Here is a 23,171-nt window from a genome sequence, read left to right as displayed (position 1 = left end):
TTCTCTTAGCGACTATTTTAGTCAAGGTCTATTCAAGTCACCCTCTTTAATTACTTATAACACATTCTTAAGATATAAGGTCTAATGAAGAAATTGAAGCGTGGAAACAGGAGGCTGTAGTTAGGGTATTGCAGAAAATATTTGATAATTTTAAATATGTAAACATGTTGTACAATTTCAGGACGAATAACTTTGCCTTTATTATCTCTTGTAAATGCAGGAGGAGTAATTTTGTCTATAGCCTCTTTAGTAAAAGTAAATGAATTGTTTTGCATATATACTACCTAAATAAATTACAGTTATTAAATTAAATTGTTAAACTAAATCTAATTGTTCTAAAATATTAGAAAAAAATATGGAAATGTAGGGAATTTACTACATTTATTTGGCGAAGCCGGGGGGATTCGAACCTCCGACCTAGCGATTAGGAATCGCTCGCTCTATCCTGCTGAGCTACGGCTTCTTTTTTACTGTTTTTGAAGATTAATCATTAGACAAGAGGTCTATTATAGCAAAATTTTCAACAGTTACAAGCGTGTGACACAAAATCAAAAGGATTGACATGTTTATTATTAAGCCAAACCTCAAAATGTAAATGTTCTCCAGTACTATTGCCACTATTCCCTTGAAGCCCAATCATTTGACCTTTTATAACCATATCTCCTTCTTTTACATGTATTTTTCTCAAGTGAGCATATTTGGTGATAAATTTATTTGAATATTTTATTTCTATCAAATTTCCATAAGCACGTTCTCGCCTTATGGTAGTAATTATTCCATCAGCAGAGGCATAAATAGGAGATTTACTATAGCCTTTTAAGTCTGTCCCACAGTGGAATTTCTTTTGTTTTTTCCTAGGGTGTTTGCGTATGCCATAATGACTGGTAACCTTCACTTTATATTGTGGTAACATTATAGGAATAGTAGCAGTTAGCTTGTCTAATTGTGCTAGTTCATTAATATTATGGGAACTATTTTTATTACTAGCTTTTTGAACAAGCCGTAATTCTTCTTGGGATAAGAACTTATACTTACAATTTAATTTTAGTAGCAAGTCCTTAATTTTGGTTGACCGGATCATTGCTTGGTTATTAATATTCTCAGCACAGCTGGCTTTAAATTTTTGTAAAAAAACCTTATTATATTGGCTATTATTAATAATAAGACCAAAATCTTTTGCATAGATGCAGTTATTTTTACTTAGTGCTGCTAAATTATATTGTATAATTAAAGTGCCGTGATTTAGTTTATGATCTTTTTGTAATTGCTGAGTAGTAATAGTCAAAAGCGTCTTGTTGGTAGATGAGGAGCTACATCCTTGTAATAATAGTGTAGTTAACAACAATATACAAAATTTAAGCATTTATTGCCTTTTATACCAAAGAAAATAAACCGGTACTCCGCTTAATATAAATGAGATAGCTGGTATTATGACCTTTAATGGTGTCTCACAAATAATCCATAGGCAAAAAGCAATTGATCCGAAAGCAATTAACCATTTATATAGTGAAGATTCTTCTAACTTTGCTAGCAGTAATTTTAAAAAAGCTACACTACAGGCTAGATATACAAATAAAAAAGAGATAACTGAAAAACTAATTATTGCGGTAACTTGTTCTGACAAATCTTCATTTGTTGTACTAATCAATAATAATAATATTCCAATGCAACTTACAAACAAACTCCAAATTGGAGCTCCATTTTTATTTTTCTTAGCAAAAAAAGATGGCATTAAACCGTCTTGTGCTAATCCTAAAGCAATTTGTCCGCTGATTAATACCCAAGCATTTAACGTTCCAATGCAAATAATTGAAGCAAGCAAAGAAATAAGTAGATGCCACTGACCGCTAAAAATTATTTGAGTAGCATCTACATAAGGGGCGTTAGAATGTATCAAATCTTCTCGTGGAATTAAACCAATTATTCCAATACTATTAATAAGGTATAAAATAGCCACACAGAGTGTACCCATTACTATTGCTCTTGGTATTGTTTTTGATGGGTTAATTACTGAACCAGCTTGAGCAGTTGCTGACTCTACACCAATAAATCCCCAAAATGTCAGTAACGTTACTTCACCAAGAATTTGAGAAAAAGTTAAATTAGTTATTCTCTTATCCATAACAAAATTATTACTATCAAACTGATATAATGCTACAACTGGTATTATTATTAATGGAATAAATTTTAACATTGCTAGTATAAATTCAGCACGCCCCGCTACTCCTATACCTTTAAAATTTAGTAACATAACAGCAAATAACAATAATATTTGCAGAATTAAGCATATAAAACTATTATGCACACCAATTAAAGGTGTTAAATATGTAACAGCTGAAATAACTACTACAGCTGTACTAACCCATGAAATAATCCAATAAGTCCAGCCAGTGAAGAATGCTACATCATTGCCAAATGCCTGCTTTAAATAAACATGAGGTCCACCTGTTTGTGGAAATCGTGCACAAAGTATACCAAATAAAAGTGCTATTATTATGGCACCACAGGAAGATACTATCCATCCAACTAAACTAAAAATACCAAATGGGGCTAAACCTGCTGGTAATATCAAAATAGCAGTGCCAAGTTGGCTACCAATAACTAAACCCAAAACTGACCAAAAACCAAGCTTTTGTGACATGTAATCTTGTGACATATAATCCTTAAGATGTAGTAATCATAAACTTTACATAAAAAAATAAAAACTTGAAAACTGATCTATCAATTTTCAAGTTTTTGCAAGCAATATATTACATTCGACAATTATATTGTTGTTTCTTACGACCGCATATAGCTTTGCCGGCGTAGATCATGAGTAGGTCATTCCTAGCTAAAAGCGGGAATCCAAAAAATAGCCTGCAAAGGCTATTAGATATTATAGATTTCCATCATTGCTAAGAATGACATACTAGTGATCCACGTTGACAAAGTCTACGCAAGGATGACATCATTTTTACCACATAAAGATACTGGTGACCCCTACGGGACTCGAACCCGTGTTTTCACCGTGAAAGGGTAACGTCCTAACCACTAGACGAAGGGGCCATAAACTCTTTGGTATAGCTAAACAGAGAAGGTTTTAGCCATAGCAATGGTGATAGCCTTAATGTTCATTCCCACGTAGGTAGCGGAATCTAAAAAAATAGCCTAAAAGACTATTAGATATTATAGATCCCGCTACCTTCGCAGGGATAACATATTTTTAACTAAGATATCAACATGCAACTAAAACATTCTCAGATTATCTAATATTCTCAGAATCAGAGCGTTCTAGTTTATACAGTATCTATGAAATATTGCAAGTATGATTTTATCGTTTCTTCTTATTTTTTCCGTCGGTAGTTTTATTAAACCTACCAATATTTTTTACAAACTTTTGTAGTCCATTTAATTCTGTACCATAAGTTTTAGTATATTCTTTAATTAACATTATATCTTCTTTATGTGAGTCATTAAGTACTAAAACTTCTTCAATTATATCATTTTTATTAAAAGTAATTCTTACTATTCTTTGTTCAATCACTTTTGGTTTAAACCATGCTCTCCTAGCTAAAGAACGTTGAATATAATACCAAGTATTCGGTGTATAGTCAGGTATAATTGTTGGTGTGCCAATTAAATCTTTTACCTCGGACTTACTAAGCCTCCTCTCCTCAAGCGTAGGTAATAAATTATCATCCACATACTGCCCTCTTGATTCTATAGTTTGACAACTACATAATGTAAAGAATATTGATGAAACAAGAAAAGTCCGAATTATAAAAAATTTCATAAAATTTATGTTTGAAATACCTAGATTTTGCAATGGAAGTATAATATACTGCTTCATCGATTTGACAAACACTTTTTCACAAATTAAGTATAATTTTTAAGAGGCTATATGGCAGTTCCAAAGAAGAAAACATCAAAATCAAGACGTAATATGAGACGCTCTCATCTTGCACTTGGTAAGATTAATGTAGTAGTAGATTCTCAAACAGGAGAATATAAACTTCCTCATCATATATCTTTAGCTGATGGCACATATAATGGTCGTCAAGTTATTGTGAAGAAAGAAGCAAAAGATGAAGAAGTAGCATAAACCAGTATGGCTTGTAAAATTCTTGGGTGTGGTGCATATTTGCCGGAACGTATTGTTAGCAATGCAGAATTATCATTATCGGTTGATACCAACGATGAATGGATTCGCTCAAGGACAGGTATATTACAAAGGCACATTGCCGGGAATGATGAATACACTTCACATTTAGCTCTTAAAGCCAGTCAGAATGCTCTAGATGATGCTGGATTAAAGGCATCATCTATAGATTTAATAATTACCTGCAGCACCACTCCAGATAATAGTTTTCCTTCTATAGCTTCTAAGTTACAAGGTTATCTTGGGCTTAATAATGTACCTTCATTTGATCTCCAAGCGGTATGTTCGGGTTTTGTATATGGTTTACATGTTGCTGACTCTTTGATTGAATCTAGAAAATATAGAACAATATTACTGGTTGGTGCTGAAAAAATGTCGTCTCTACTAGATTGGAGCGATAGAACTACTTGCGTCTTATTCGGTGATGGTGCTGGTACTGTAATTCTGCAATATAGTGAGGATAGTTCTGGTATAATAGATAGTAATATTTACTCGGATGGTCGTTATTTTGATATTCTTTACACTGATGGTGGTGTAAGTACAGATGGCAAAAGCGGTAAAATAAAAATGAAAGGACGGGAAGTTTTTAGGCATGCAGTAGAAAAAATGAGCAAATCAGCTGAAGACATATTACATAATAATAATTTTACCATAGATGATGTTAATTATTTTATTCCACATCAGGCAAATATAAGGATTATAGATGCAGTTATAGAGCGACTAAAAATTAATCCAAGTAAAGTAGTAAAAACGGTTGTGCAGCATGCCAATTGTTCTGCTGCTTCAATCCCTTTGGCTCTTGCTTCTCTTAAATCTTATGCTAATATCAAAAAAGGTGATATACTCCTTTTTACAGCTATCGGTGCTGGAATAACTTGGGGATCGGTTTTAATCAGATGGTAACAACTAAGACTATTACTAGAGAGAAAATTGCTCACATATTAAAATCTAAGCTAGGGCTATCAAGTATTATATGCGAGGAAATAGTCGATCAAATATTTAAGAATATTTAGCAAATGGCAAGCAATCAAAGATTGACGTTAGCAGGTTTTGGAAGCTTTTGTACTAGCACAAAAAAACCTAGGCCTGGCATAAATTTTCATACAAAAGAGATAGTGATAATTCCAAAAAAAGAGGTAATGCGTTTTATACCAGCTAAAAAGTTAAAATTATTAATTAATTCACCTTACGTATAGCATTTAAAAATTGCATAAAAGTACAAGACGTTATTAGAAGACCATGTGAGTGTAGTGGCAATCCACATTCATTAGACTTCTTTCGAAACTCTACTTCTGCTGGTGATTTGTACGTCGATGCGGTACTCGAATCCTCACGTACATTAGAGTACGCTGCGGTTCTGCGTTCCGCGTCTCCTTCAAATCCCTCAGCACAAGCGAGTTTCGAAAGAGGTCTATTAGATTGCTTCGTCGCCACAAAGTGCCTTCTCGCAATGATGCCAAGCTATTTTTCCTATGACTTTTAAATTGCCAGCAACAGTAGAATTATGCAAGAGGTCTATTAAAAATGCAGAATAAGAAATATTACTCCATTAGTGAAGTAACAAAACTTCTAAATATTCACTCTCACCAGCTAAGATATCTAGAGCGGCTACTACCAAATCTAACTATACATAAGATACGTAACAGACGATATTATACAAGACAAGATATTGAATATTTGAAAACCTATATGACAACCAAGAATATACCAATAGAATCGCAGCCTATTATCTCAAAGCTATCCCATAATCAAATAAATAAAATTGATTGCCTGATCAAAAATTTTTATGACTTATCGTTGACTATCCAGCGAATTATTTCTAGATAAAAATTAATAATTCTTACATAGAATTGCACTTAAATAGGAATACTCTGTATGAATTGCCAAAGAAAAGCCTTGAAAAGACTGAATACGATTAATAATCATATTACAAAAAAGCTGGCATAGAAAAACTCCACACCAGCTTTAGAAAACAGGGATTTATTTTTTCACTTCTTCTTTCTTCGGGTCTTTCTTGTTCATGTTGTTTTCATCCACGTTCACTTCGTCTTGCTGCGGATTTTTCTCAGGAGTCGCTGCAGCAAAAGCAGAAATAGAGAAAGCTAAAGTTAGAAGAATAGTTAATAAATTTTTCATAATAAACCTCATTTTTTTGTATTGGTGATTCTAGCTTAAACTGTATAATATTCAAGTCAAAATAGGTAGAATTACCCTTTATTATAAAAATATATTATTAATGTAATAACTCTGTGTCATTTTGGTTAACATATTTATTCTAAACCTCAATTTCTGATTAATGAAATTAATCCAAAATTGGAATAAGAATGTAAACAATCAGGCTTAAATCGGGTTGACGCCTAGCGATAATAGATTAAAATGCATTCGTGCCAGCCGCTTCAAGAATGCATTTTTCTGAAGAACTTAAATTATTCTAGCCAGTTTTAACGAACTCTCTATTCATATTTTTACAAGTTTATTGACTGTTCTGTGCAAATTATTTTATAAATTTCACATTTCTCAAGCAGTTTAGCGTGAGTATCCCTTGCAATTAACCGTCCATGATCAATTACCAAAATTTCGTCAGCCTGCTCTATACTTGAAATACGATGAGCGATAGATAATATAGTTTTGTCTTTCATTATTTTTTGTAATCTATCTAGTAATTTTTGTTCACTCTCGCTATCTAAAGCACTCATTGCTTCATCTAGAAGTAAAATTTCTGGGTTATATAGAATTGCCCTACTAATAGCTATTCGTTGTTTCTGTCCTCCAGATAATTTAATGCCCTTCTCACCAATTTCGGTATCTAGTCCTTCTTGAAGATTTTGAACAAAATCCATTATTCCGGTATAATTAGCTACTTTTATTATTTCTTCTTCACTAGCATCTGGTTTAGCAAAAACAATATTTGACCTAATCGTACCAGAGAAAATACTTGAATCCTGTGGGACATAGGCAATCATACGCCTTATCTGCTGGTCATTAGTCTCTGATATATCTTGCTTGGCAATTCTAATAATTCCTTTTTTAGGAAAATAAAATTTTAACATTAACTGCATCATGGTACTTTTACCAGCACCTGATCTGCCAACTATACCAATAAATTTACCTCTATCTATTTTAAATGACAGATCATCTATAACTAAACTATCTAATCTTGATGGATATATAAAGCTTACATTTTCAAACTCTATAATCCTAGAAGTCTTATTATCTTGATAATCACATATTTGGATATTGGTGTGTTGATTATTTTTGGAAGAATAATCTATAAGAGCAAAAACCCTTTCTGAAGCTATAAGAGATGAATGTACCTCACTTAGAAGCTCAAAAATACCCCCGCTGCTCATACCGGCGATTATAGCGTAATAAATAAATGATATCATCTGACCTGATGATAAATCGCCATGTACTATATCTCTGCTACCTACCCATATAACTATAGTGATAGAGAATAGTATAACTGAAATAGCTATCGCGAAAAATATAGAACGGATTTTTAAGCGATCTGCCGTATACTTTAAATAATCAGAAATTTTCCTATTGAAATCAGCTATTTTATTTGCCTGCTGATTAAAAGCTTGTATCGTGCAAATATTTGATACAGTTTCTTCTAAATTAGCTGCAATATTGGCTTGCGACTTGAGAGCATTTTTTGATAAATTTCTTACATATTTGCCAAATTTCATTAGTGGTAACAATAATAATGGTATAATGGTAATGACAATCACAGCGAGTTTAGGGCTCTGAAAGAACATCAATATAATTCCACCAATTAGCATTATTGAGTTACGAACAAAGAAAGAGAGAAAATTGATAATCAACTTGGAGATAAGTTCTATATCTATAGTCAGGCGGGAGATGATATCACCAATTTTTAGCTCTTCAAAACAAGCAATATCAAAATTAATTATATTACTGTAAGCTTCTTGCCTAATTGTACTCACAATTTTTTCAGCAATATTATTAATGAAATAAGAACGGAAAAAACTACCTATACTAAAAATTACTATTAAAATAGTAATATATAATATCGATTGATCAATTGATTGCAGATAATGTGTTTTTAGACCATTATCAATTAACTGTCTAAAACTACTACCTATTGCTAGCAACGAAATTGACACACATAATAAGGCCAACATAACAATTGCTAGATCTAATTTATAGAGCTTTAAGTAACTAATAAATCTATAAGGAATTGTCTTATGTATTGTAAACATAATTATTAAATAGCTGGTGCCGGATGTCGGATTTGAACTGACGACCTACCGCTTACAAGGCGGTTGCTCTACCACTGAGCTAATCCGGCAAATAAGAAAAAGCTCTAAAGTCAAGCACCTATTAAGGTTGTTGTCATCTTCGCGAAAGCTGAAATCCAAAAAATAGCCTACAAAGGTTATTAGATATTATGGATTCCCGCCTACACGAAAATGACATCGATTTGGGTGTTTTATATTCCTGCCGCAGCTCGAATGACCTCCCCCTCAGAGGGGAAATCCACCTTAAGCTTTTTTTGACTCTTTCTTAGAAGGTTTTATTTTACGATTCTTAATTTTAACTTCCATTTTCTTTTTGATTGATGCCGGAAGTAATATACCGGCTTCCTCAATAAACCTAGCAACACGATCTGTAGGCTGAGCCCCCGTACTTAACCAATATTCTATACGATCAGATTTTAGAACCACACGATTTGCATCACCTCTGACAAGCATTGGGTCATAAGTACCTACTTTCTCCAGAAAATCACCATCCCTAGGAGCTGTTGCATTAGCTACAACTACTCTATAATGAGGACGCTTCTTTGCCCCACCTCTTGCCAAACGAATTTTTGTTGCCATATACCTCTATTTCACTATTTAATCTTTTCTTCTTTAAAAGGAACATGCTTCCTGACTACAGGATCATACTTCTTAAATGATAACTTCTCAGTTTGAGTTTTAGGGTTGCGTTTCTTTACCAAAAAATACCCTGTACCAGCTGTACTAACAAGTCTTACCAAAACATTCTTATTTTTTTTAGCCACAACTATCAGACCTTTTTGTATTATTTATAAAATAAACTGTTGGTCATAATAAAGTAAGCTGGAAAATAGTCAAGAGTAAAATAACGGTTGTTCAACTGTTTATCGTCCTTAATTTATCCCAAGACCGAGTTCAAGAAGCATAAAGCAATATACCAATCACCACCATTATCATTCCTACTAATCCAACTATTTGAGCAACAATGATTGTAATGTTATGGTGGATTATACCATAAATTAACCAACTCAAAGTAACAATAATTATCACAAGAAAACCATCAAGAGATAAATCATCTGCACTCTTAGTAGTAAAAATTTTATAGGCCTGAGTATAAAACAAATGTTGTCCCATTGTACCAGCAAGTATCATATACCTATCAAAAAAAATAATTAGTTTATTTTTTGTTTTCTCTGTATATGCCATATATGCACCTATTTAACTATTAGAACCTAAATAACCTCAGTTTTGGATTAAAATTAAAAATTTTAATCCAAAACTAGCTAAAATATCAGAAAAATGCATTCTTGAAACGCTTCTACGAATGCATTTTAATCTATTATCGCTAATAATCTTATTTTTATTGGTATAAAAATAAGATTATTAGCAAATGAAATATTTAACAATCAGGCGTCAAACCGCTTTAAACCTGATTGTTTACATTCTCATTCCAATTTCGGATTAATGAAATTAATCCGAAATTGAGGTTAAATATCTATATGCTGTTTCTCATAACTCTCATGTCGCTCTTGTGCTTCAATACACAAAGTTGCAACTGGTCTTGCCTCTAGACGTTTTAAGCCAATTGGCTCTCCAGTTTCTTCACAATAACCATATTCATTTTTTTCTATCCTTACCAAAGCTTCTTCGATTTTATCAAGAAGCTTACGATACCTATCTCTTGTCCTAAGTTCAATTGCTGTATCCGTTTCAATTGACGCACGATCATTTAAATCCGGCTCATTCCAATTTTCTTCCTTGAGATGGGTTAAGGTTTCTCGTGATTCCTCTAGTAAAGAACTTTTCCACTCAAGGAGTTTTTGTCTAAAATATTCTAACTGTTGAGGATTCATATATTCTTCATCATTGGAAGGTTTATACCCTTTTAGTAAAATAATTTTAGACATACAGGCTTCTCATATTCAAACATGGGATAATATAACCTATAATTAAAAAGCATGGCAAGAAGATTATAATACTTCCCCTTTAGATTTTGATATTGGGTGAGCATTATTATAAATATTTTCCAAATGTTTTAGACTAATTTTAGTATAACGCTGGGTAGTTGACAAACTTTTATGCCCAAGTAATTCCTGAATAGACCTTAACTCTGCTCCATTCTCAAGCAAGTGCGTGGCAAAACTATGTCTAAAGGAATGAGCTGATAAATGTTCTGATAATCCATAGAAGCGACGTAATTTTATCAGTTCACGATTAAATACTGGAGCTTGTAATTTTTTACCCATTTTACCTCGAAATATCGGATCTTTTTCATCTATACTATAAGGTAATTTACTTAAATATTGTTCTATTAAATTTCTAGCAACTGGTGTCCATGGTATTATCCGTTCTTTTTTACCCTTCCCTGTTATTTTTATAAAATCTAAGTTTTGTAAATGAGATGTAGTCATAGATAATGCTTCGGATATTCTAAGCCCAGCAGCATAAATAAGCACTAAAAGGGCTTTATTTCTTAACTCCACCCATTCTAAATCAGCGAAATCATCAATATGTTCAATGGATAATTGAGCATCTGACTGCGATAAAGATTTCGGTAATATTTTAGCTTTCCTAGGATTTTTGACGGAGAAAATTGCATGGCAAGTGATATTAGCAGTCTTCTCTAGATATTTATAAAAATTCTTTATAGCAGACAAACTTCTAGAGTTAGAAGCTGTTAGGTAATTATCTTGTTGCCTTTTAGAAAGCCAGCTCCGTACTAATCTTATGTCAACTTGCCTTATAGAACTAATGGTTATGATTTCAGAATTATAGTGAGTCATAAAATTCAGAAAATGTTCTAAATCATTCTTATAAGAAATTATGGTATGTTCTGAACAATTTTTTTGTAATTTCAGATATTTTTGCCATTTATCTATTAGCTCTAATACTTCTTGTGTTTTTTTCTGAATCATGGATCATTTACCTATACAAAAATTACTAAATATCTCTCCTAAAACTTCTTCAACACTAATCTTACCAGTAACATTACTTAAACTTCTGATAGCCATTCTAACATCTTCTGTGGCTAGCACTAAGTCATTTTCAATATTAAAATTTTCTAAATATTCCAACGCTTTTTCTATACAGGTTCGTTGACGTTGTCTAGTAATATGCGGCGATTCGGTTAAACCTGCTATATTATGAGCAATATTTTCGATTTCCTTTAATAAAATATCCAGTCCTATTTTTTCTTTTATAGAGATTTTTAAATAATTTTTGTTTAATGGCAGCAACCTATCTTCCATGATGTCATTCCCGCGTAGGCGAGGATCTATATCCCGCACTGAAGCAGGATGACAATGCCCCAAACTTTTATCCAAAAGATCAATTTTATTGACCAGCATTATGCTATTATCATCTATTAAATCTATAATATCAGCCATCTCCTCAAAATATGAGGGTGAGTTGCTTAACTTTATAGCATCAAGCATAATTATTTTGATATCAGCCATTTTTGCTGACTCAATTGCACGTTTGATACCTTCTAGCTCTATTAGATCATTACTAGACCTTATACCAGCCGTGTCTTGTAATATAATTGGGTATCCTCCTATATCTAGATGCCCCTCAATTATATCACGAGTTGTACCTTCAATGTTTGATACAATAGCAACGTCTCTTTGCATCAAAAAATTAAGTAAGCTAGATTTACCAACATTAGGAGTTCCTAAAATAGTCAATTTAATACCGGTTCGAAGCAGCTCCCCCCGTCTATTATCGTTAAGGTGTTTTATTATAGCATATTTAAGTTCACCACTAAGAGTCATAACTCTATTTAATATTTCTTGTGGAATATCTTCATCGGGGAAATCAATATAAGCTTCTAGGAAACCGATGATGGTCAGTAAAGTTTGTCTCCACCCATTGTAAAGTTCTTCAAGTCCTCCGCCAACTTGTTTAACCGCCTGCCTATGTTGCCAAACAGTTTCTGCTTCAATTAAATCAGCAATACCTTCTGCTGCAGTTAAATCAAATTTGCCATTTAAAAACGCCCTACGGGTAAACTCTCCAGGCTCTGCCATTCTTAAACCATCGATGGTTAACAATGTTTCAGTTAGCATGGCAGCAATTGCTATACTGCCATGTGTATATATTTCTACTACATCTTCTCCAGTAAAGCTAGCTGGAGCTTGGAAGTATACTACCACCGCATCATCAATTAATTCTTGATTCTTAGGATTTATGAGTTTTTTACAGTACATAATTCTTGGAACAAACTCTATATTATTATTAAGCAAATGTTTTAAGGCAAATAGGCTTTTATGTCCAGAGATACGAAAGACTGCAACACCAGCTTTTCCTAGTTTAGAGCTTTGAGCGAAAATAGTTTCCACAATAGTAGTGATCCTCTTGCTTAAGTAATTTATTTAATTATAATCAATAGCAAGTAGACAAGAATTAAACAACTTAAATTCTACACAAAGATGTCATTTCCGCTTTGACAGGGGACTATATTACTTAATGTCATTCGAGCTGCAGCGGAAATCTATATGCCTGCCTGCTTAGGAATGACATTAAGGGAAGTAGGAATGATTGCATGAACTTTGTCCATATATGACATCGAGTATACTGTGATATTATTCCTAATTTAAGCTATTTAAACACTTGTTGCCTACTTGGTAATCTATTGAAACAATTATAAAGTTTGGTAACAGCTATGACAACAGAAAAGACATCTTTAGCTTTGAGTAAGCTTACCTGTCAAGTTCCTAATTATAAATCAGAAATTTTATCACTGAGTACAGTAAAAAATGGGAATCCATTTTATAGCACCCCTCTTTATAGTAAGTTTGTACAGAAATTTCTAGCTTATATCCCTGTAGACTATAGATTTAGAGATAGACTAGAATTATTTGATGAGTTTACAAATAAGGCCTTTCAGTTCTTTCAAGAAAAACAGCCTGATAAAAGAAAGTTGCAGATTGTCAGTACAGTAATTGAAAATGATCCTGCAATTAATATTTTGCTACTGAATGATAACAAATCATTTATAGTTGATTCGATCATTTGTTTATTAACAAGTCTAAATTTAAAAGCTAAATTTTTACTTCATCCTATTATAGCTTGTGTAAGGAACAATGATGGTAACTTACAAGAAATATTGGATATAAAGAAAGATAGAGAGGAATCTTTAGTCCATATCACTATTCTAGGAAGTTTTGATCAAAAAGATATTAGCTCTTTGGAAATGACTTTAAATGAAGTTCTAGATCAGGTAGATACTACTTATAATGTATGGTCTAAAATCTTAAACAGAGTGACGTTAATTTCAAACGATATCCAAAATAATCAGCAATTATATAATGAGAATCATTTAGATTATCATGAATCTATAAATTTCTTAGATTGGTTAAAAGATGATAATTTTACTTTTCTAGGTATGATTAACTTTGATCTAACTTCTAAAAATTTTTCATTGGAAGATGGTATTAAAAAGATATGGCAAAATAGTGGTGAAGTGCTTGATATTATAGAACGTTCAGCAAATTCATTACATGAAAATAAACTAATTATTTTAGGTAAAATTAATATCTTATCAAAAGTACATAGAAGTAACTTAGTAGATTATATTTTAATTAAGAAAATTGATCAGGAAAAAAAATATCATTCAGGTAGTATAATTTTTGGCTTATATAGCTCTGCAATGTATTATCAATTAGTTACTGATATTCCCATACTGAGACAAAAACTAAAATTTGTTGTAGATAAAGCCGCTTTCCCGGTTGGTGGATATAATACCAAGAAACTTAAAAATATAATTCAATCTCTGCCTAAAGAAGCTTTGATACAAATTGATGAAGGTGATCTATACTGTATGTGCTTACATGTATTCTCAGGGATAACGAGTAAAAAACTCAAATTATTTATTCAGCAAGATTGGTCTGGTTCGTTTATTAATGTCATAATATTTTTACCAAGAGATCGTTTGACACTAGAAGTACATAGTAGCATAAATTATTATTTATCAAATATACTTAGTGGTCTAATACTTTTAGATTATACTGCAGAAGTGGTAGAAAATTTTTCATATTTATTTATTACGTTGGAGCTACAGGGTAAAAAGAATATTGATTTTGATGTTGAACTAATAGAGCAAGAATTAGATAAGCTCTCCACTCGTTGGAGTGAAGATTTTTACCAAAAGTTATGTAAAGAATTTGGTGAATACCAAGGGGGAGTAAATTTTAAGCTTTTTGACCCAATTTTTCCTATCGACTATAGAGAAAAATTTAATGGACAAACAGCTTTAATAGATATTGACTATTTAAAGGAAGCTAGTATTTATCGCAAACCGATATTTAATTTAATTGCTATAAATAATAAAGAGTTCCAGCTAAAAATTTACAGCCCAACACCTAAATTAGCTCTTTCAGACTTATTACCATCTATAGAAAATTTGGGATTCAAAGCTATAGATGAACAAAGCTTTACCATAAAAGGAGCAGGAGATATTGAAGAAAGTTGGATATATGAGTTCACTCTCGAAACATTGATAACTATTGAAAGCAATATTGATTTACTTAAAGCAAACGTAGAAGAGGCTCTAGATAAGATATATCTTGGACTTTTGGCTAATGATTCTTTAAGCAAATTAATAGTGTTATCGGGCTTTAATTGGTGGCAAGTTAAGTTGGTTAAAGCATTAACTAGATATTTACATCAAACCGGCTTTGTCTATGGCAAGGGCTACGTTCAGTTGACCTTAATAAAGCATTTTTTATATACTAAAATGTTGGTTGATTTGTTTGATACTAAATTTAATCCCGCAAATTTCTCAGATGAACGTTTAAAAACTATAAAAGATAGTATCTTTAACTATCTTAATACAATTACTAGCAGTAGTGAGGACAAGGTTTTAAGACAGATGTTTGATATTATTGAAGCTATTGTAAGAACTAACTGTTATCAGCCTAGCTCTAATGACTTAAAAAGTTCAGCTAACAAGCATAGTACAGTCAGTAAAAATTATTTTTCTTTTAAATTTGACTCGCAAAAAGTTCCTCACTTGCCTTTGCCAGTACCATTTGCCGAAATATTTGTTTACGATAATGATTTTGAAGCTATCCATTTACGAGGGGGCGTCGTCGCTCGCGGAGGTATTAGATGGTCTGACAGAGGTGAGGATTATAGAGTAGAAGTATTAGGACTAATGAAAGCCCAAATGACCAAAAATTCAGTTATTGTACCTGTTGGCTCAAAAGGTGGATTTTTCGTTAATTTCACTGATGATAATATGACTCGCCAAGAATATATGGCAAGAGTGGTGCAGTGTTATAAAAATTTTCTCCGTGGATTACTTGATATTACTGACAATATAATTGATGGTAAAGTTATTCAGCCAAAAAATACTATTATCTACGACCAAGAAGATCCATATCTCGTGGTTGCAGCCGATAAAGGTACGGCAACGTTCTCGGATTATGCAAATAGTGTGTCGGCTGAATATAATTTTTGGTTAGGCGACGCTTTTGCTTCCGGTGGATCAGTAGGTTATGATCATAAGAAAATGGCTATTACCTCAAAAGGAGCTTGGATTTCTGTAGCAAGCCATTTCCATGCTATGGGTATTGATGTACAAAAAGACCCTATTACTGTTGTTGGTATTGGCGATATGTCTGGGGATGTTTTTGGTAATGGCATGCTTAGGTCTAATACCATAAAACTTGTTGCGGCATTTAATCATAAACATATATTTATTGACCCACAACCTGATCCAATTATTAGTTTCAATGAACGTATGCGACTATTCAAGTTACCTACATCAAATTGGTCTGACTATAATCAACAATTAATTTCAAAAGGTGGCGGAGTTTTTGAGAGAAGCAGTAAGTCTATATCATTATCCCTAGAAGCCAAGTTATTGCTAAAGATAAACATTAACGAATCATCTCCTGAACATCTGATTAGAGCTATCCTACAAGCAGAAGTTGATTTGCTTTGGAATGGCGGTATAGGAACCTATATAAAAGCTTCAACGGAAAATCACCTAGAGATAGGCGATAAGGCAAATGATAATCTTAGAGTCAATGGTAAAGATATCAGAGCTAAAGTAATAGGAGAAGGAGGAAATATTGGCGTATCACAACAAGGTAGAATAGAATATAGCAAGCTAGGCGGGAGAATAAATACTGATTTCATTGATAATTCAGCTGGTGTTGACTGTTCGGATCATGAGGTAAATATCAAAATTGCTCTTAATCAGGCTATGTCCTCTAATAAGATTAGTTTAGAAGAACGTAATAAGTTCTTATTTACTATGACAAAACACGTCGAGGAACTGGTTCTAGTTGATAACTATAAACAAACTCAGGCACTTGATATAATGCAATTATCTAGTACTTCAACTATCGGAGTATTTAGCCAATTTATTGATACTTTAGAAGAAGAAAAATTAATTAATAGAACTGTTGAGTTCTTACCAACTCAGGAAGAACTCAGTAAAAGGGCAGTTAATAAGGAAAATATGACCCGTCCCGAGCTTTGTGTATTACTTTCTTATAGTAAACGCTCAGTCTATCATGATTTAATAACAGCAACATTTTCAAAAGATAAGTATTTTGAATCTTATCTGATTAATTATTTTCCAAAACTAATGCAAGAAAAATTCCGTGAGGAAATTTTAGCTCATCCGCTTAAACATGAAATTATTCGAACCGTTGTAACAAATAAAATTGTTAATCAATTAGGCGGACCATCACTTAATCTTATAAAACGTGAAACTCAGGCTGCTCTTTGTGATATAGTTCGTTCGTATACTATTATCTGTGAAATTTTTGATTTAGATAATCTATGGGCTATAGTAGAATCTCTAGCAAGTAATATAGATCATAAAGTTAAAATTGACATGTTCACTGAGCTTGCTAAAATTATGCGTAGAGGTATCTCTTGGTTTCTAAAGCATATAAAACATCCTATCAATATTAGCAATACCATTGATGAATTTTATGAACCAGCTAGAATGCTTAGTAAAGTGGTTGGTAATCTTCTTTTAGGAGAAGCAAAAAACAAATTCGATAATAAAGTTAAGCAATATACTTTATCAGGAGTGACAGATGAAATAGCTCGCAGGATTGCAACTCTTGACAGCCTAGTGTCTGTCTTTGATATAATATATATTGCAAAAAAGACAAAAGCTAAAAATAATGATGTTGCTAATTTATATTTCACTACTGGTAATAAATTTAGTATTGATTGGCTTCGGAAATCTTGTGATAAACAACTAAATGATTCCTACTGGAATAGATTATCAATTCAATCATTAAAAGATGACTTATATGATAAACAAAGACAATTATTGGCTAAAATAATTAACAACTCTAAATTAAATATTGATTTAGAGTTATGGATTGATAATAATATAGATGCCGCATGTATTTTTTTAGATTTTGTAAAAGGAATTAGATTGCAAGAAACTATTGACTTAAATATTTTAATTTTAGCAAACAAAAAATTTGAAACTTTTTTGCGTAAGCTTGAGTAATGCGTTATGTCGTCATCCCTAAAACAAGCGAGAATAGAATCTGGTAAAACTCTTGAAGAAATATCTAGCTATTTGAAGATTAGGAAGCAATATTTGGTAGCTCTTGAAGAGGAGGATTTTAGTTCGATGCCAGCGGAAGTTTATGTAAAAGGTTATCTTAAATTATACTCAAACTATTTAGGGATAGATGTAAATCTCAGTGAAAAAGACAATCAGGAATCTTCAAAAGATATTGACCTCAGAAATAGGTCAGATCCAATGATATTGGACTATAAATGGAAAAAACAACTAATTATTATTTCTGTTTTAATATTAATAATAATTCCAATAATTTATCACTTAATATTATAATCTGAATGAAAATAACTAATGATTTATTACTTAAGTTAATGCAAGAAGTGGATCAAGGTCTTGAAGGTCTCTTATCAAATATCGCTAGACAGCATGAAGAAATCAATAAACTGCAGGATGAAAATAAACAGCTCAGGGATAATTATGCAAAAATACTTGAGCAAATAGCCATATATATTGCTGAACTTGAAGCAATAAAACATAAAAATACATAAAGATGTCTATAGTAACAATAACACTTGGTAGCAAAACTTTCCAACTCGCATGTAGTGAAGGATCAAGAGAAGAATTATGCAATCTTGCAGCCAAATTAAATGAAAATATTGCTCAGATAAAAAAAGTTAACCCATCAGCATCATTTGAACTATTATTAGTTATGTCTGCATTGAGTTTACAGGAGCAAGTACAAAACTTGACTAACAAAATTGCTAAAATTGATGGTGCTAATATACCTCCCGAAGAAGAAAAATTTGCAGAAACGTTAAGTACTATAGCAGGATATTTAGAAGACCTTGCGAGAAAGATTGGAAAGTGATATTATATAATCCCGTGTATGAAACATCAATGTTTGAAATGTAATGGGCTGCTTGGTTCGTGAGCTTAACGTATTGCCCCGGGACTATAATTTTTATTATTAGGAAACCGTCCCTGTCTGAATCTATTATACAGATATATGGATTCCACCTTACATACAGGTTCTTTGAGGATCTTAGGCAACGACCGAAGTGGTTCATTTTTTTAGGCAACTTTTGTGCTATATTACATAAACAGGATTTTTACTAATAATAGAGTGCAGTCTGCTTTATTAATGCTGGTGGGCTGTTCTACTGCTCTATTACTAGTGACTTATAATCCAAATGATCCTTCCTTTAATTCTGTCACAGACAAATATCCTAGCAATTTATTAGGTCATTTCGGTGCTTATTTGGCAGATATTTTTTACCAGTTTTTTGGTATAGCGTCCTTTATTTTACCAATTTGTTGTATTTTTTGGTCTCTGAGTGTATGGCATTTAAAGAAGAAATGGGCTACCGTCAGGATAATTGTGATGCTGCTGTCAATTATATCATTATCGATAGTCTGCACTAATATAAAAATTAATTATTTACCGGCAGGTGCAGGTGGGACAACAGGTACTATTATTTATCCAATAATCAAGCAATTGGACGCTAGAGCCGATTACGTTTTAATTATTACTACATTTATTTTATTATTTTTATTGACTGAAATAAAATTTTCAGTTTTTGGGATCGCTATAATTAAATTATTCAAACTAATACCTTATAAAAAATTTATACTTTTACCTACAATATCAACAAATAGCAACTCAACTAAACCAGTTCTGACAAAAAAGACTCCTTTTATTAATCAAGAAGAAGCAACGTATGCTCATAAAATAGATGCATTACAAGAAAAAAATAATGACATACACTCCCATTGTTCAAAACAACAATCTCCATTCAAAAAAGAAAATGGCGAATTACCATACTTGCCCCCTATCGAATTATTAAAACAAGCTGACAGTCAAAATATAAAAGTAGAAACTGCATCAGAATTACAACATAATGCCCAAACGCTGTTAACTGTTCTGAATGATTTTGGTGTTAAAGGTCAGGTCATTAATATTAGCCAAGGTCCAGTGGTAACGTTATATGAATTTGAGCCAGCTGCAGGTACTAAATCTTCTAGGATTATCGGTTTATCAGATGACATTGCTAGGTCTTTATCTGCGATATCAACTAGAATAGCTGTAATACCAGGTAGAAACGTTTTAGGTATTGAATTACCCAATAAACAACGAGCTTTCTTTTGTCTAAGAGAATTAATTGAAACACCGGAATATCAAGATAGCAGTATTATGCTACCATTGATTCTAGGAAAGGATCTCGCTGGCAAACCTTTTGTTGCCGATTTAGCAAAAATGCCCCATTTGTTAGTTGCGGGTACAACTGGTTCCGGTAAATCAGTAGCAATTAACGCAATGATAATTTCCCTACTTTACCGTTATACTCCAGAAGAATGTCGGTTAATAATGATCGATCCCAAAATGCTTGAACTATCAACCTATGATGGCATACCACATCTTCTGACCCCAGTGGTTACCGAACCAAGTAAAGCCGTGGTAGCCCTGAAATGGGCAGTAAAAGAGATGGAAAATCGTTATAGAGCAATGTCAAATATTGGGGTCAGAAATATAGCAGGTTATAATGCTAAAATTTTGGAGGCTGCGTCAAGCGGTAAAATATTAGAACGCTCTGTCCAAACAGGATTTGATCCGGAAACTGGTAAACCTATTTATAAGACAATTGAAATGAATATGGAAAAATTACCATTCATTGTAGTAATTGTTGATGAAATGGCTGATTTAATGTTGGTAGCTGGCAAAGACATTGAATTGTCAATACAGCGTCTAGCTCAAATGGCAAGAGCAGCAGGTATTCATATTATCATGGCAACCCAAAGACCTTCTGTTGATGTTATTACTGGGGTAATCAAAGCTAATTTCCCGAGCCGTATCAGTTTTAAAGTAACTTCTAAGATTGATAGTAGGACTATTCTTGGTGAACAAGGTTCTGAGCAATTACTTGGTATGGGAGATATGCTTTATATGGGTAATTCATCCAAGATTACCAGGGTTCATGGTCCATTTGTTGATGATAAAGAGGTAGAAAAAGTAACCCAATATTTAAGATCAACAGGAGTACCTGAATATCTTTCAGCAGTGACTCAGCAATTAGATGATGATGAAGTAAATGCCGAAAGTCTAGGAGATGATTCAAGCAATGATGAAACTTTATATAAAAGAGCAGTACAAATCGTACAATTAGAACGAAAAGTATCAATTAGCTATATACAAAGATGTTTACGAATTGGCTATAATAGAGCGGCTACTCTTGTTGAAAAAATGGAACAAAATGGGGTAATATCTCCTCCTAACCATACTGGTAAGAGAGAAATATTATTGCCAGAAAATTAAGTTCTTATATATACTCAGGTAGAACTTCAAGAATTGGCGTTCCCGCGACCAAAGATCGAAGCTGCTCCGTTACTCATGTACGCTATGCCGCTCGACTTTGCTACTGCCTAGCTCTTCTTGAAGTTATACTATCGTCTACCAACTCTTCATTTACGAGCAGTATATAGTTATTATCAACTCTTCTGCCAAAAAAACCTACAAATTAATTGTAAATTGACAAGTAATAAAATTTTCTATACTATTAAATATTTAGTCTAATTAACCGGAGGAAATACCATGAGTATCATGCTTCTAACTCAATGATAGGTAAGCCACTAGTTTGACTAGTGAGACCATCAAGGCTTGGCCTTTAGATTTAGTATAAAATAAAAAGTTATCATATATAACTTCTTTGGCTTGACGGTCAAAGGAGAAAATATATGACAACATACGAAAGTTTAAATCATTCTAAATGGGATTGCAAATATCATATTGTGTTTATTCCAAAGTGTCGTAAAAAAGAATTGTACGGGAAGGTTAGAAAATATCTTGGGAACGTATTCCATGAGTTAGCTTTTCAACGTGGGAGAAAGATCATAGAGGGGCATATGGTACAAGATCATGTGCATATGCTCATCAAGATTCCTCCTAAATATTCTGTAGCTGAAGTAATAGGCTATATCAAGGGGAAAAGTGCTATAGCCGTTGCTAGGCAGTTTGGTGGACGAAAACGTAATTTTAATGGAGAAAAGTTGTGGGCTAGAGGTTATGCGGTCTCAACTGTAGGATTTGAAGAGAATCAGATCAAACACTACATTAAGAATCAAGAGCAACTTGATAGTTTAGGCTCTGACGAATCAGGAGAATTTTAATTAACAATGGCAGCCCTTTGGGCTGCTCATAACCGTCAAGCCCCTCGCTTTGCGAGGGCGTTCTGACCGAAATGTTGCTAAAAGTATTGGTGGACTCTAGTGGATGATTTACGAACCCAAATCGATGTAAGAATTGCTATAAATCAGCATCTATATTATAATACCAGTACACAACCCTAAAACTTCCAATAACCATATGGCTAATATACTATTTTAGTAGTTTGTTGATTTCTTCAATACTTAAACTAGTAATATTAGCTATATGCTCAGATGTCATATTTTCTTTAAGTAATTTTCTAGCTATAGCTATTCTTTCTTCCACTCTACCTTTTTCTAGTTGTTTTTTCAGAGTATTAGCTTCGATACGCAGCCATTTAAGATGATCTTCATAAGCCTCCCTTTCTTCGTCAGTAAAGTTCATAACACCTAGCACTGTTAGAGCTTTTTTTAAGCTGGCATTGTCTAATTCTTTAGGCAAATTATCTTTGTTCAGTAGATCGTGTCTTGTTAGAAAAGCTGTCCACATATCTAAAGAGTTTTTTACTTTAGCTACGATGTCAGGTAATTCTTCTTGAGAATTCTTAGTAAACTTATTGAGTTCGATAGTGTGTAATTCGAGATCCTTGAAATACACCAATCCACTATCTTTTTCAACTATATGAAAAACATTATGATATTTATCAACACTTGGAATAGAAGTGAAGTTTAGAATATGAATACCAATAGCTTTAGATAAAAGAGAGTAGTCCTCAGCGATTTTTAATTGCTCAGTATACAATTTAGCCCAATAATATAAAGCTCGCTTATCATAATCAGCTTCGTCGCTAATTTGAATTTCAATATTAAACCTTTTGCCATCAACAGATTTGGCTTTAATGTCTAATATTGAGAGTTTATCCTTCTTAAAGTTTTTAGGATTATATGGATTAAGCAGCGTTATCTCTGCCACTTGATCCTCTTGTCCAACGATAGAATTAATCAAGGATATCAGCAAGTCCTTATTCTCTTCTACACCAAAGATTTTCTTAAATGCCAAATCGACTCGAGGAGTTATTTTATCCATATATGCTATTAGGTAGTTATCAATTATAAAGCTAGTATAGCACAGAAATTATAAAGCACTAAGTAA

At 32.7% G+C, this 23,171-nt stretch carries 22 protein-coding genes, 3 tRNA genes, 1 other RNA gene and 1 pseudogene; 11 read left to right on the top strand and 16 right to left on the bottom strand.

Going from position 1 to position 23,171, the window contains the following annotated elements; all coding sequences use genetic code 11:
- Positions 1–386: 386 nt before the first annotated feature.
- The 5 genes from AAHM80_RS01940 to AAHM80_RS01920 all read right to left on the bottom strand — a co-directional run bounded on the left by AAHM80_RS01940 (position 387) and on the right by AAHM80_RS01920 (position 3,772).
- Positions 387–463, bottom strand: a tRNA-Arg gene (locus AAHM80_RS01940).
- A gap of 57 nt (positions 464–520) precedes the next feature.
- A complete protein-coding gene (locus AAHM80_RS01935) occupies positions 521–1,285 on the bottom strand; it encodes a M23 family metallopeptidase (protein ID WP_410521507.1) in 765 nt (254 codons plus the stop codon).
- A 78-nt stretch (positions 1,286–1,363) separates the two neighbouring features.
- Positions 1,364–2,641 carry an APC family permease gene (locus AAHM80_RS01930; protein WP_341748489.1) on the bottom strand — a complete coding sequence of 426 codons (1,278 nt, stop codon included), beginning with the start codon at positions 2,639–2,641 and terminating at the stop codon, positions 1,364–1,366.
- 329 nt (positions 2,642–2,970) lie between these two features.
- Positions 2,971–3,045, bottom strand: a tRNA-Glu gene (locus tag AAHM80_RS01925).
- Positions 3,046–3,310: 265 nt separating this feature from the next.
- Positions 3,311–3,772 (bottom strand): outer membrane protein assembly factor BamE, encoded by a 462-nt coding sequence (locus tag AAHM80_RS01920; protein WP_341747623.1) that lies wholly within the window; start codon positions 3,770–3,772, stop codon positions 3,311–3,313.
- Between the two features lie 108 nt (positions 3,773–3,880).
- On the opposite strand from AAHM80_RS01920, the gene rpmF reads away from it, so the two are divergent.
- From rpmF to AAHM80_RS01905, 3 genes and pseudogenes are all read left to right on the top strand, one after another.
- Complete coding sequence (gene rpmF, locus AAHM80_RS01915) at positions 3,881–4,081, top strand: 50S ribosomal protein L32 (protein WP_342260110.1); 201 nt, start codon at positions 3,881–3,883, stop codon at positions 4,079–4,081.
- A gap of 6 nt (positions 4,082–4,087) precedes the next feature.
- Complete coding sequence (locus tag AAHM80_RS01910; protein ID WP_342260109.1) at positions 4,088–5,041, top strand: beta-ketoacyl-ACP synthase III; 954 nt, start codon at positions 4,088–4,090, stop codon at positions 5,039–5,041.
- Positions 5,035–5,334, top strand: a pseudogene (locus AAHM80_RS01905) (HU family DNA-binding protein). Before AAHM80_RS01910 ends, AAHM80_RS01905 begins: the two are co-directional and overlap by 7 nt.
- On the opposite strand, the gene AAHM80_RS01900 reads toward AAHM80_RS01905, so the two are convergent.
- Positions 5,315–5,572, bottom strand: coding sequence for a palindromic element RPE1 domain-containing protein (locus AAHM80_RS01900; protein ID WP_342260108.1), 258 nt, complete (start codon positions 5,570–5,572; stop codon positions 5,315–5,317). The pseudogene AAHM80_RS01905 and the gene AAHM80_RS01900 sit on opposite strands and share 20 nt — an antisense overlap.
- A gap of 90 nt (positions 5,573–5,662) precedes the next feature.
- Between AAHM80_RS01900 and AAHM80_RS01895 the strand changes: the two genes are divergently transcribed.
- Entirely contained in the window at positions 5,663–5,965 is a 303-nt protein-coding gene (locus tag AAHM80_RS01895) for a MerR family transcriptional regulator (RefSeq protein ID WP_341751314.1), read from the top strand.
- Positions 5,966–6,118: 153 nt separating this feature from the next.
- On the opposite strand, the gene AAHM80_RS01890 is transcribed toward AAHM80_RS01895, so the two are convergent.
- From AAHM80_RS01890 to mnmE, 9 genes are all read right to left on the bottom strand, one after another.
- Entirely contained in the window at positions 6,119–6,274 is a 156-nt protein-coding gene (locus AAHM80_RS01890; protein ID WP_342260107.1) for a hypothetical protein, read from the bottom strand.
- A 329-nt stretch (positions 6,275–6,603) separates the two neighbouring features.
- A complete protein-coding gene (locus tag AAHM80_RS01885; protein ID WP_410521518.1) occupies positions 6,604–8,352 on the bottom strand; it encodes an ABC transporter ATP-binding protein in 1,749 nt (582 codons plus the stop codon).
- Positions 8,353–8,375: 23 nt separating this feature from the next.
- Positions 8,376–8,450, bottom strand: a tRNA-Thr gene (locus AAHM80_RS01880).
- A gap of 193 nt (positions 8,451–8,643) precedes the next feature.
- On the bottom strand, positions 8,644–8,979 hold the full coding sequence (gene rpsP / locus AAHM80_RS01875) for a 30S ribosomal protein S16 (protein ID WP_342260105.1): 336 nt from the start codon (positions 8,977–8,979) through the stop codon (positions 8,644–8,646).
- Between the two features lie 14 nt (positions 8,980–8,993).
- Entirely contained in the window at positions 8,994–9,164 is a 171-nt protein-coding gene (gene rpmG / locus AAHM80_RS01870) for a 50S ribosomal protein L33 (protein WP_341747615.1), read from the bottom strand.
- A 130-nt stretch (positions 9,165–9,294) separates the two neighbouring features.
- Positions 9,295–9,585 carry a SemiSWEET family transporter gene (locus AAHM80_RS01865; protein WP_342260104.1) on the bottom strand — a complete coding sequence of 97 codons (291 nt, stop codon included), beginning with the start codon at positions 9,583–9,585 and terminating at the stop codon, positions 9,295–9,297.
- Positions 9,586–9,866: 281 nt separating this feature from the next.
- Positions 9,867–10,286: an RNA polymerase-binding protein DksA gene (gene dksA / locus AAHM80_RS01860; protein WP_341747613.1), complete on the bottom strand. Its 420-nt coding sequence runs from the start codon at positions 10,284–10,286 to the stop codon at positions 9,867–9,869.
- A gap of 63 nt (positions 10,287–10,349) precedes the next feature.
- A complete protein-coding gene (locus AAHM80_RS01855) occupies positions 10,350–11,294 on the bottom strand; it encodes a tyrosine recombinase XerC (protein WP_341751310.1) in 945 nt (314 codons plus the stop codon).
- Positions 11,295–11,297: 3 nt separating this feature from the next.
- Positions 11,298–12,716 (bottom strand): tRNA uridine-5-carboxymethylaminomethyl(34) synthesis GTPase MnmE, encoded by a 1,419-nt coding sequence (gene mnmE, locus AAHM80_RS01850; RefSeq protein ID WP_341755243.1) that lies wholly within the window; start codon positions 12,714–12,716, stop codon positions 11,298–11,300.
- A 323-nt stretch (positions 12,717–13,039) separates the two neighbouring features.
- Between mnmE and AAHM80_RS01845 the strand changes: the two genes are divergently transcribed.
- The 7 genes from AAHM80_RS01845 to tnpA all read left to right on the top strand — a co-directional run bounded on the left by AAHM80_RS01845 (position 13,040) and on the right by tnpA (position 22,042).
- Positions 13,040–17,863, top strand: a complete 4,824-nt coding sequence (locus AAHM80_RS01845; RefSeq protein ID WP_342260103.1) for an NAD-glutamate dehydrogenase — start codon at positions 13,040–13,042, stop codon at positions 17,861–17,863.
- 6 nt (positions 17,864–17,869) lie between these two features.
- On the top strand, positions 17,870–18,214 hold the full coding sequence (locus AAHM80_RS01840; protein ID WP_341751307.1) for a helix-turn-helix transcriptional regulator: 345 nt from the start codon (positions 17,870–17,872) through the stop codon (positions 18,212–18,214).
- Between the two features lie 5 nt (positions 18,215–18,219).
- A complete protein-coding gene (locus tag AAHM80_RS01835) occupies positions 18,220–18,429 on the top strand; it encodes a hypothetical protein (protein ID WP_341751306.1) in 210 nt (69 codons plus the stop codon).
- 2 nt (positions 18,430–18,431) lie between these two features.
- On the top strand, positions 18,432–18,749 hold the full coding sequence (locus AAHM80_RS01830) for a cell division protein ZapA (protein WP_341751305.1): 318 nt from the start codon (positions 18,432–18,434) through the stop codon (positions 18,747–18,749).
- 42 nt (positions 18,750–18,791) lie between these two features.
- A non-coding RNA gene (gene ssrS, locus AAHM80_RS01825) (6S RNA) lies at positions 18,792–18,950 on the top strand.
- A 15-nt stretch (positions 18,951–18,965) separates the two neighbouring features.
- Complete coding sequence (locus tag AAHM80_RS01820; protein WP_342260102.1) at positions 18,966–21,191, top strand: DNA translocase FtsK; 2,226 nt, start codon at positions 18,966–18,968, stop codon at positions 21,189–21,191.
- A gap of 419 nt (positions 21,192–21,610) precedes the next feature.
- A complete protein-coding gene (gene tnpA, locus AAHM80_RS01815; protein ID WP_342259383.1) occupies positions 21,611–22,042 on the top strand; it encodes an IS200/IS605 family transposase in 432 nt (143 codons plus the stop codon).
- A 208-nt stretch (positions 22,043–22,250) separates the two neighbouring features.
- Here tnpA and AAHM80_RS01810 read toward each other — a convergent pair whose 3' ends face one another.
- Positions 22,251–23,105 (bottom strand): Rpn family recombination-promoting nuclease/putative transposase, encoded by an 855-nt coding sequence (locus tag AAHM80_RS01810; protein WP_341755239.1) that lies wholly within the window; start codon positions 23,103–23,105, stop codon positions 22,251–22,253.
- Positions 23,106–23,171 lie beyond the last annotated feature (66 nt).

It is taken from the genome of Candidatus Tisiphia endosymbiont of Metellina segmentata, from assembly GCF_964030715.1.
GTDB lineage: Bacteria > Pseudomonadota > Alphaproteobacteria > Rickettsiales > Rickettsiaceae > Tisiphia.
This window is presented reverse-complemented; position numbering and strand designations above follow the sequence as displayed.

Coding starts and splice junctions, on each gene's coding strand:
- AAHM80_RS01930 (WP_341748489.1), bottom strand. CDS start 2,641: ATGTCACAAAAGCTTGGTTTTTGGTCAGTTTTGGGTTTAGTTATTGGT.
- AAHM80_RS01920 (WP_341747623.1), bottom strand. CDS start 3,772: ATGAAATTTTTTATAATTCGGACTTTTCTTGTTTCATCAATATTCTTT.
- rpmF (WP_342260110.1), top strand. CDS start 3,881: ATGGCAGTTCCAAAGAAGAAAACATCAAAATCAAGACGTAATATGAGA.
- AAHM80_RS01910 (WP_342260109.1), top strand. CDS start 4,088: ATGGCTTGTAAAATTCTTGGGTGTGGTGCATATTTGCCGGAACGTATT.
- AAHM80_RS01895 (WP_341751314.1), top strand. CDS start 5,663: ATGCAGAATAAGAAATATTACTCCATTAGTGAAGTAACAAAACTTCTA.
- AAHM80_RS01890 (WP_342260107.1), bottom strand. CDS start 6,274: ATGAAAAATTTATTAACTATTCTTCTAACTTTAGCTTTCTCTATTTCT.
- rpsP (WP_342260105.1), bottom strand. CDS start 8,979: ATGGCAACAAAAATTCGTTTGGCAAGAGGTGGGGCAAAGAAGCGTCCT.
- AAHM80_RS01865 (WP_342260104.1), bottom strand. CDS start 9,585: ATGGCATATACAGAGAAAACAAAAAATAAACTAATTATTTTTTTTGAT.
- dksA (WP_341747613.1), bottom strand. CDS start 10,286: ATGTCTAAAATTATTTTACTAAAAGGGTATAAACCTTCCAATGATGAA.
- AAHM80_RS01855 (WP_341751310.1), bottom strand. CDS start 11,294: ATGATTCAGAAAAAAACACAAGAAGTATTAGAGCTAATAGATAAATGG.
- AAHM80_RS01845 (WP_342260103.1), top strand. CDS start 13,040: ATGACAACAGAAAAGACATCTTTAGCTTTGAGTAAGCTTACCTGTCAA.
- AAHM80_RS01840 (WP_341751307.1), top strand. CDS start 17,870: ATGTCGTCATCCCTAAAACAAGCGAGAATAGAATCTGGTAAAACTCTT.
- AAHM80_RS01835 (WP_341751306.1), top strand. CDS start 18,220: ATGAAAATAACTAATGATTTATTACTTAAGTTAATGCAAGAAGTGGAT.
- AAHM80_RS01830 (WP_341751305.1), top strand. CDS start 18,432: ATGTCTATAGTAACAATAACACTTGGTAGCAAAACTTTCCAACTCGCA.
- tnpA (WP_342259383.1), top strand. CDS start 21,611: ATGACAACATACGAAAGTTTAAATCATTCTAAATGGGATTGCAAATAT.
- AAHM80_RS01810 (WP_341755239.1), bottom strand. CDS start 23,105: ATGGATAAAATAACTCCTCGAGTCGATTTGGCATTTAAGAAAATCTTT.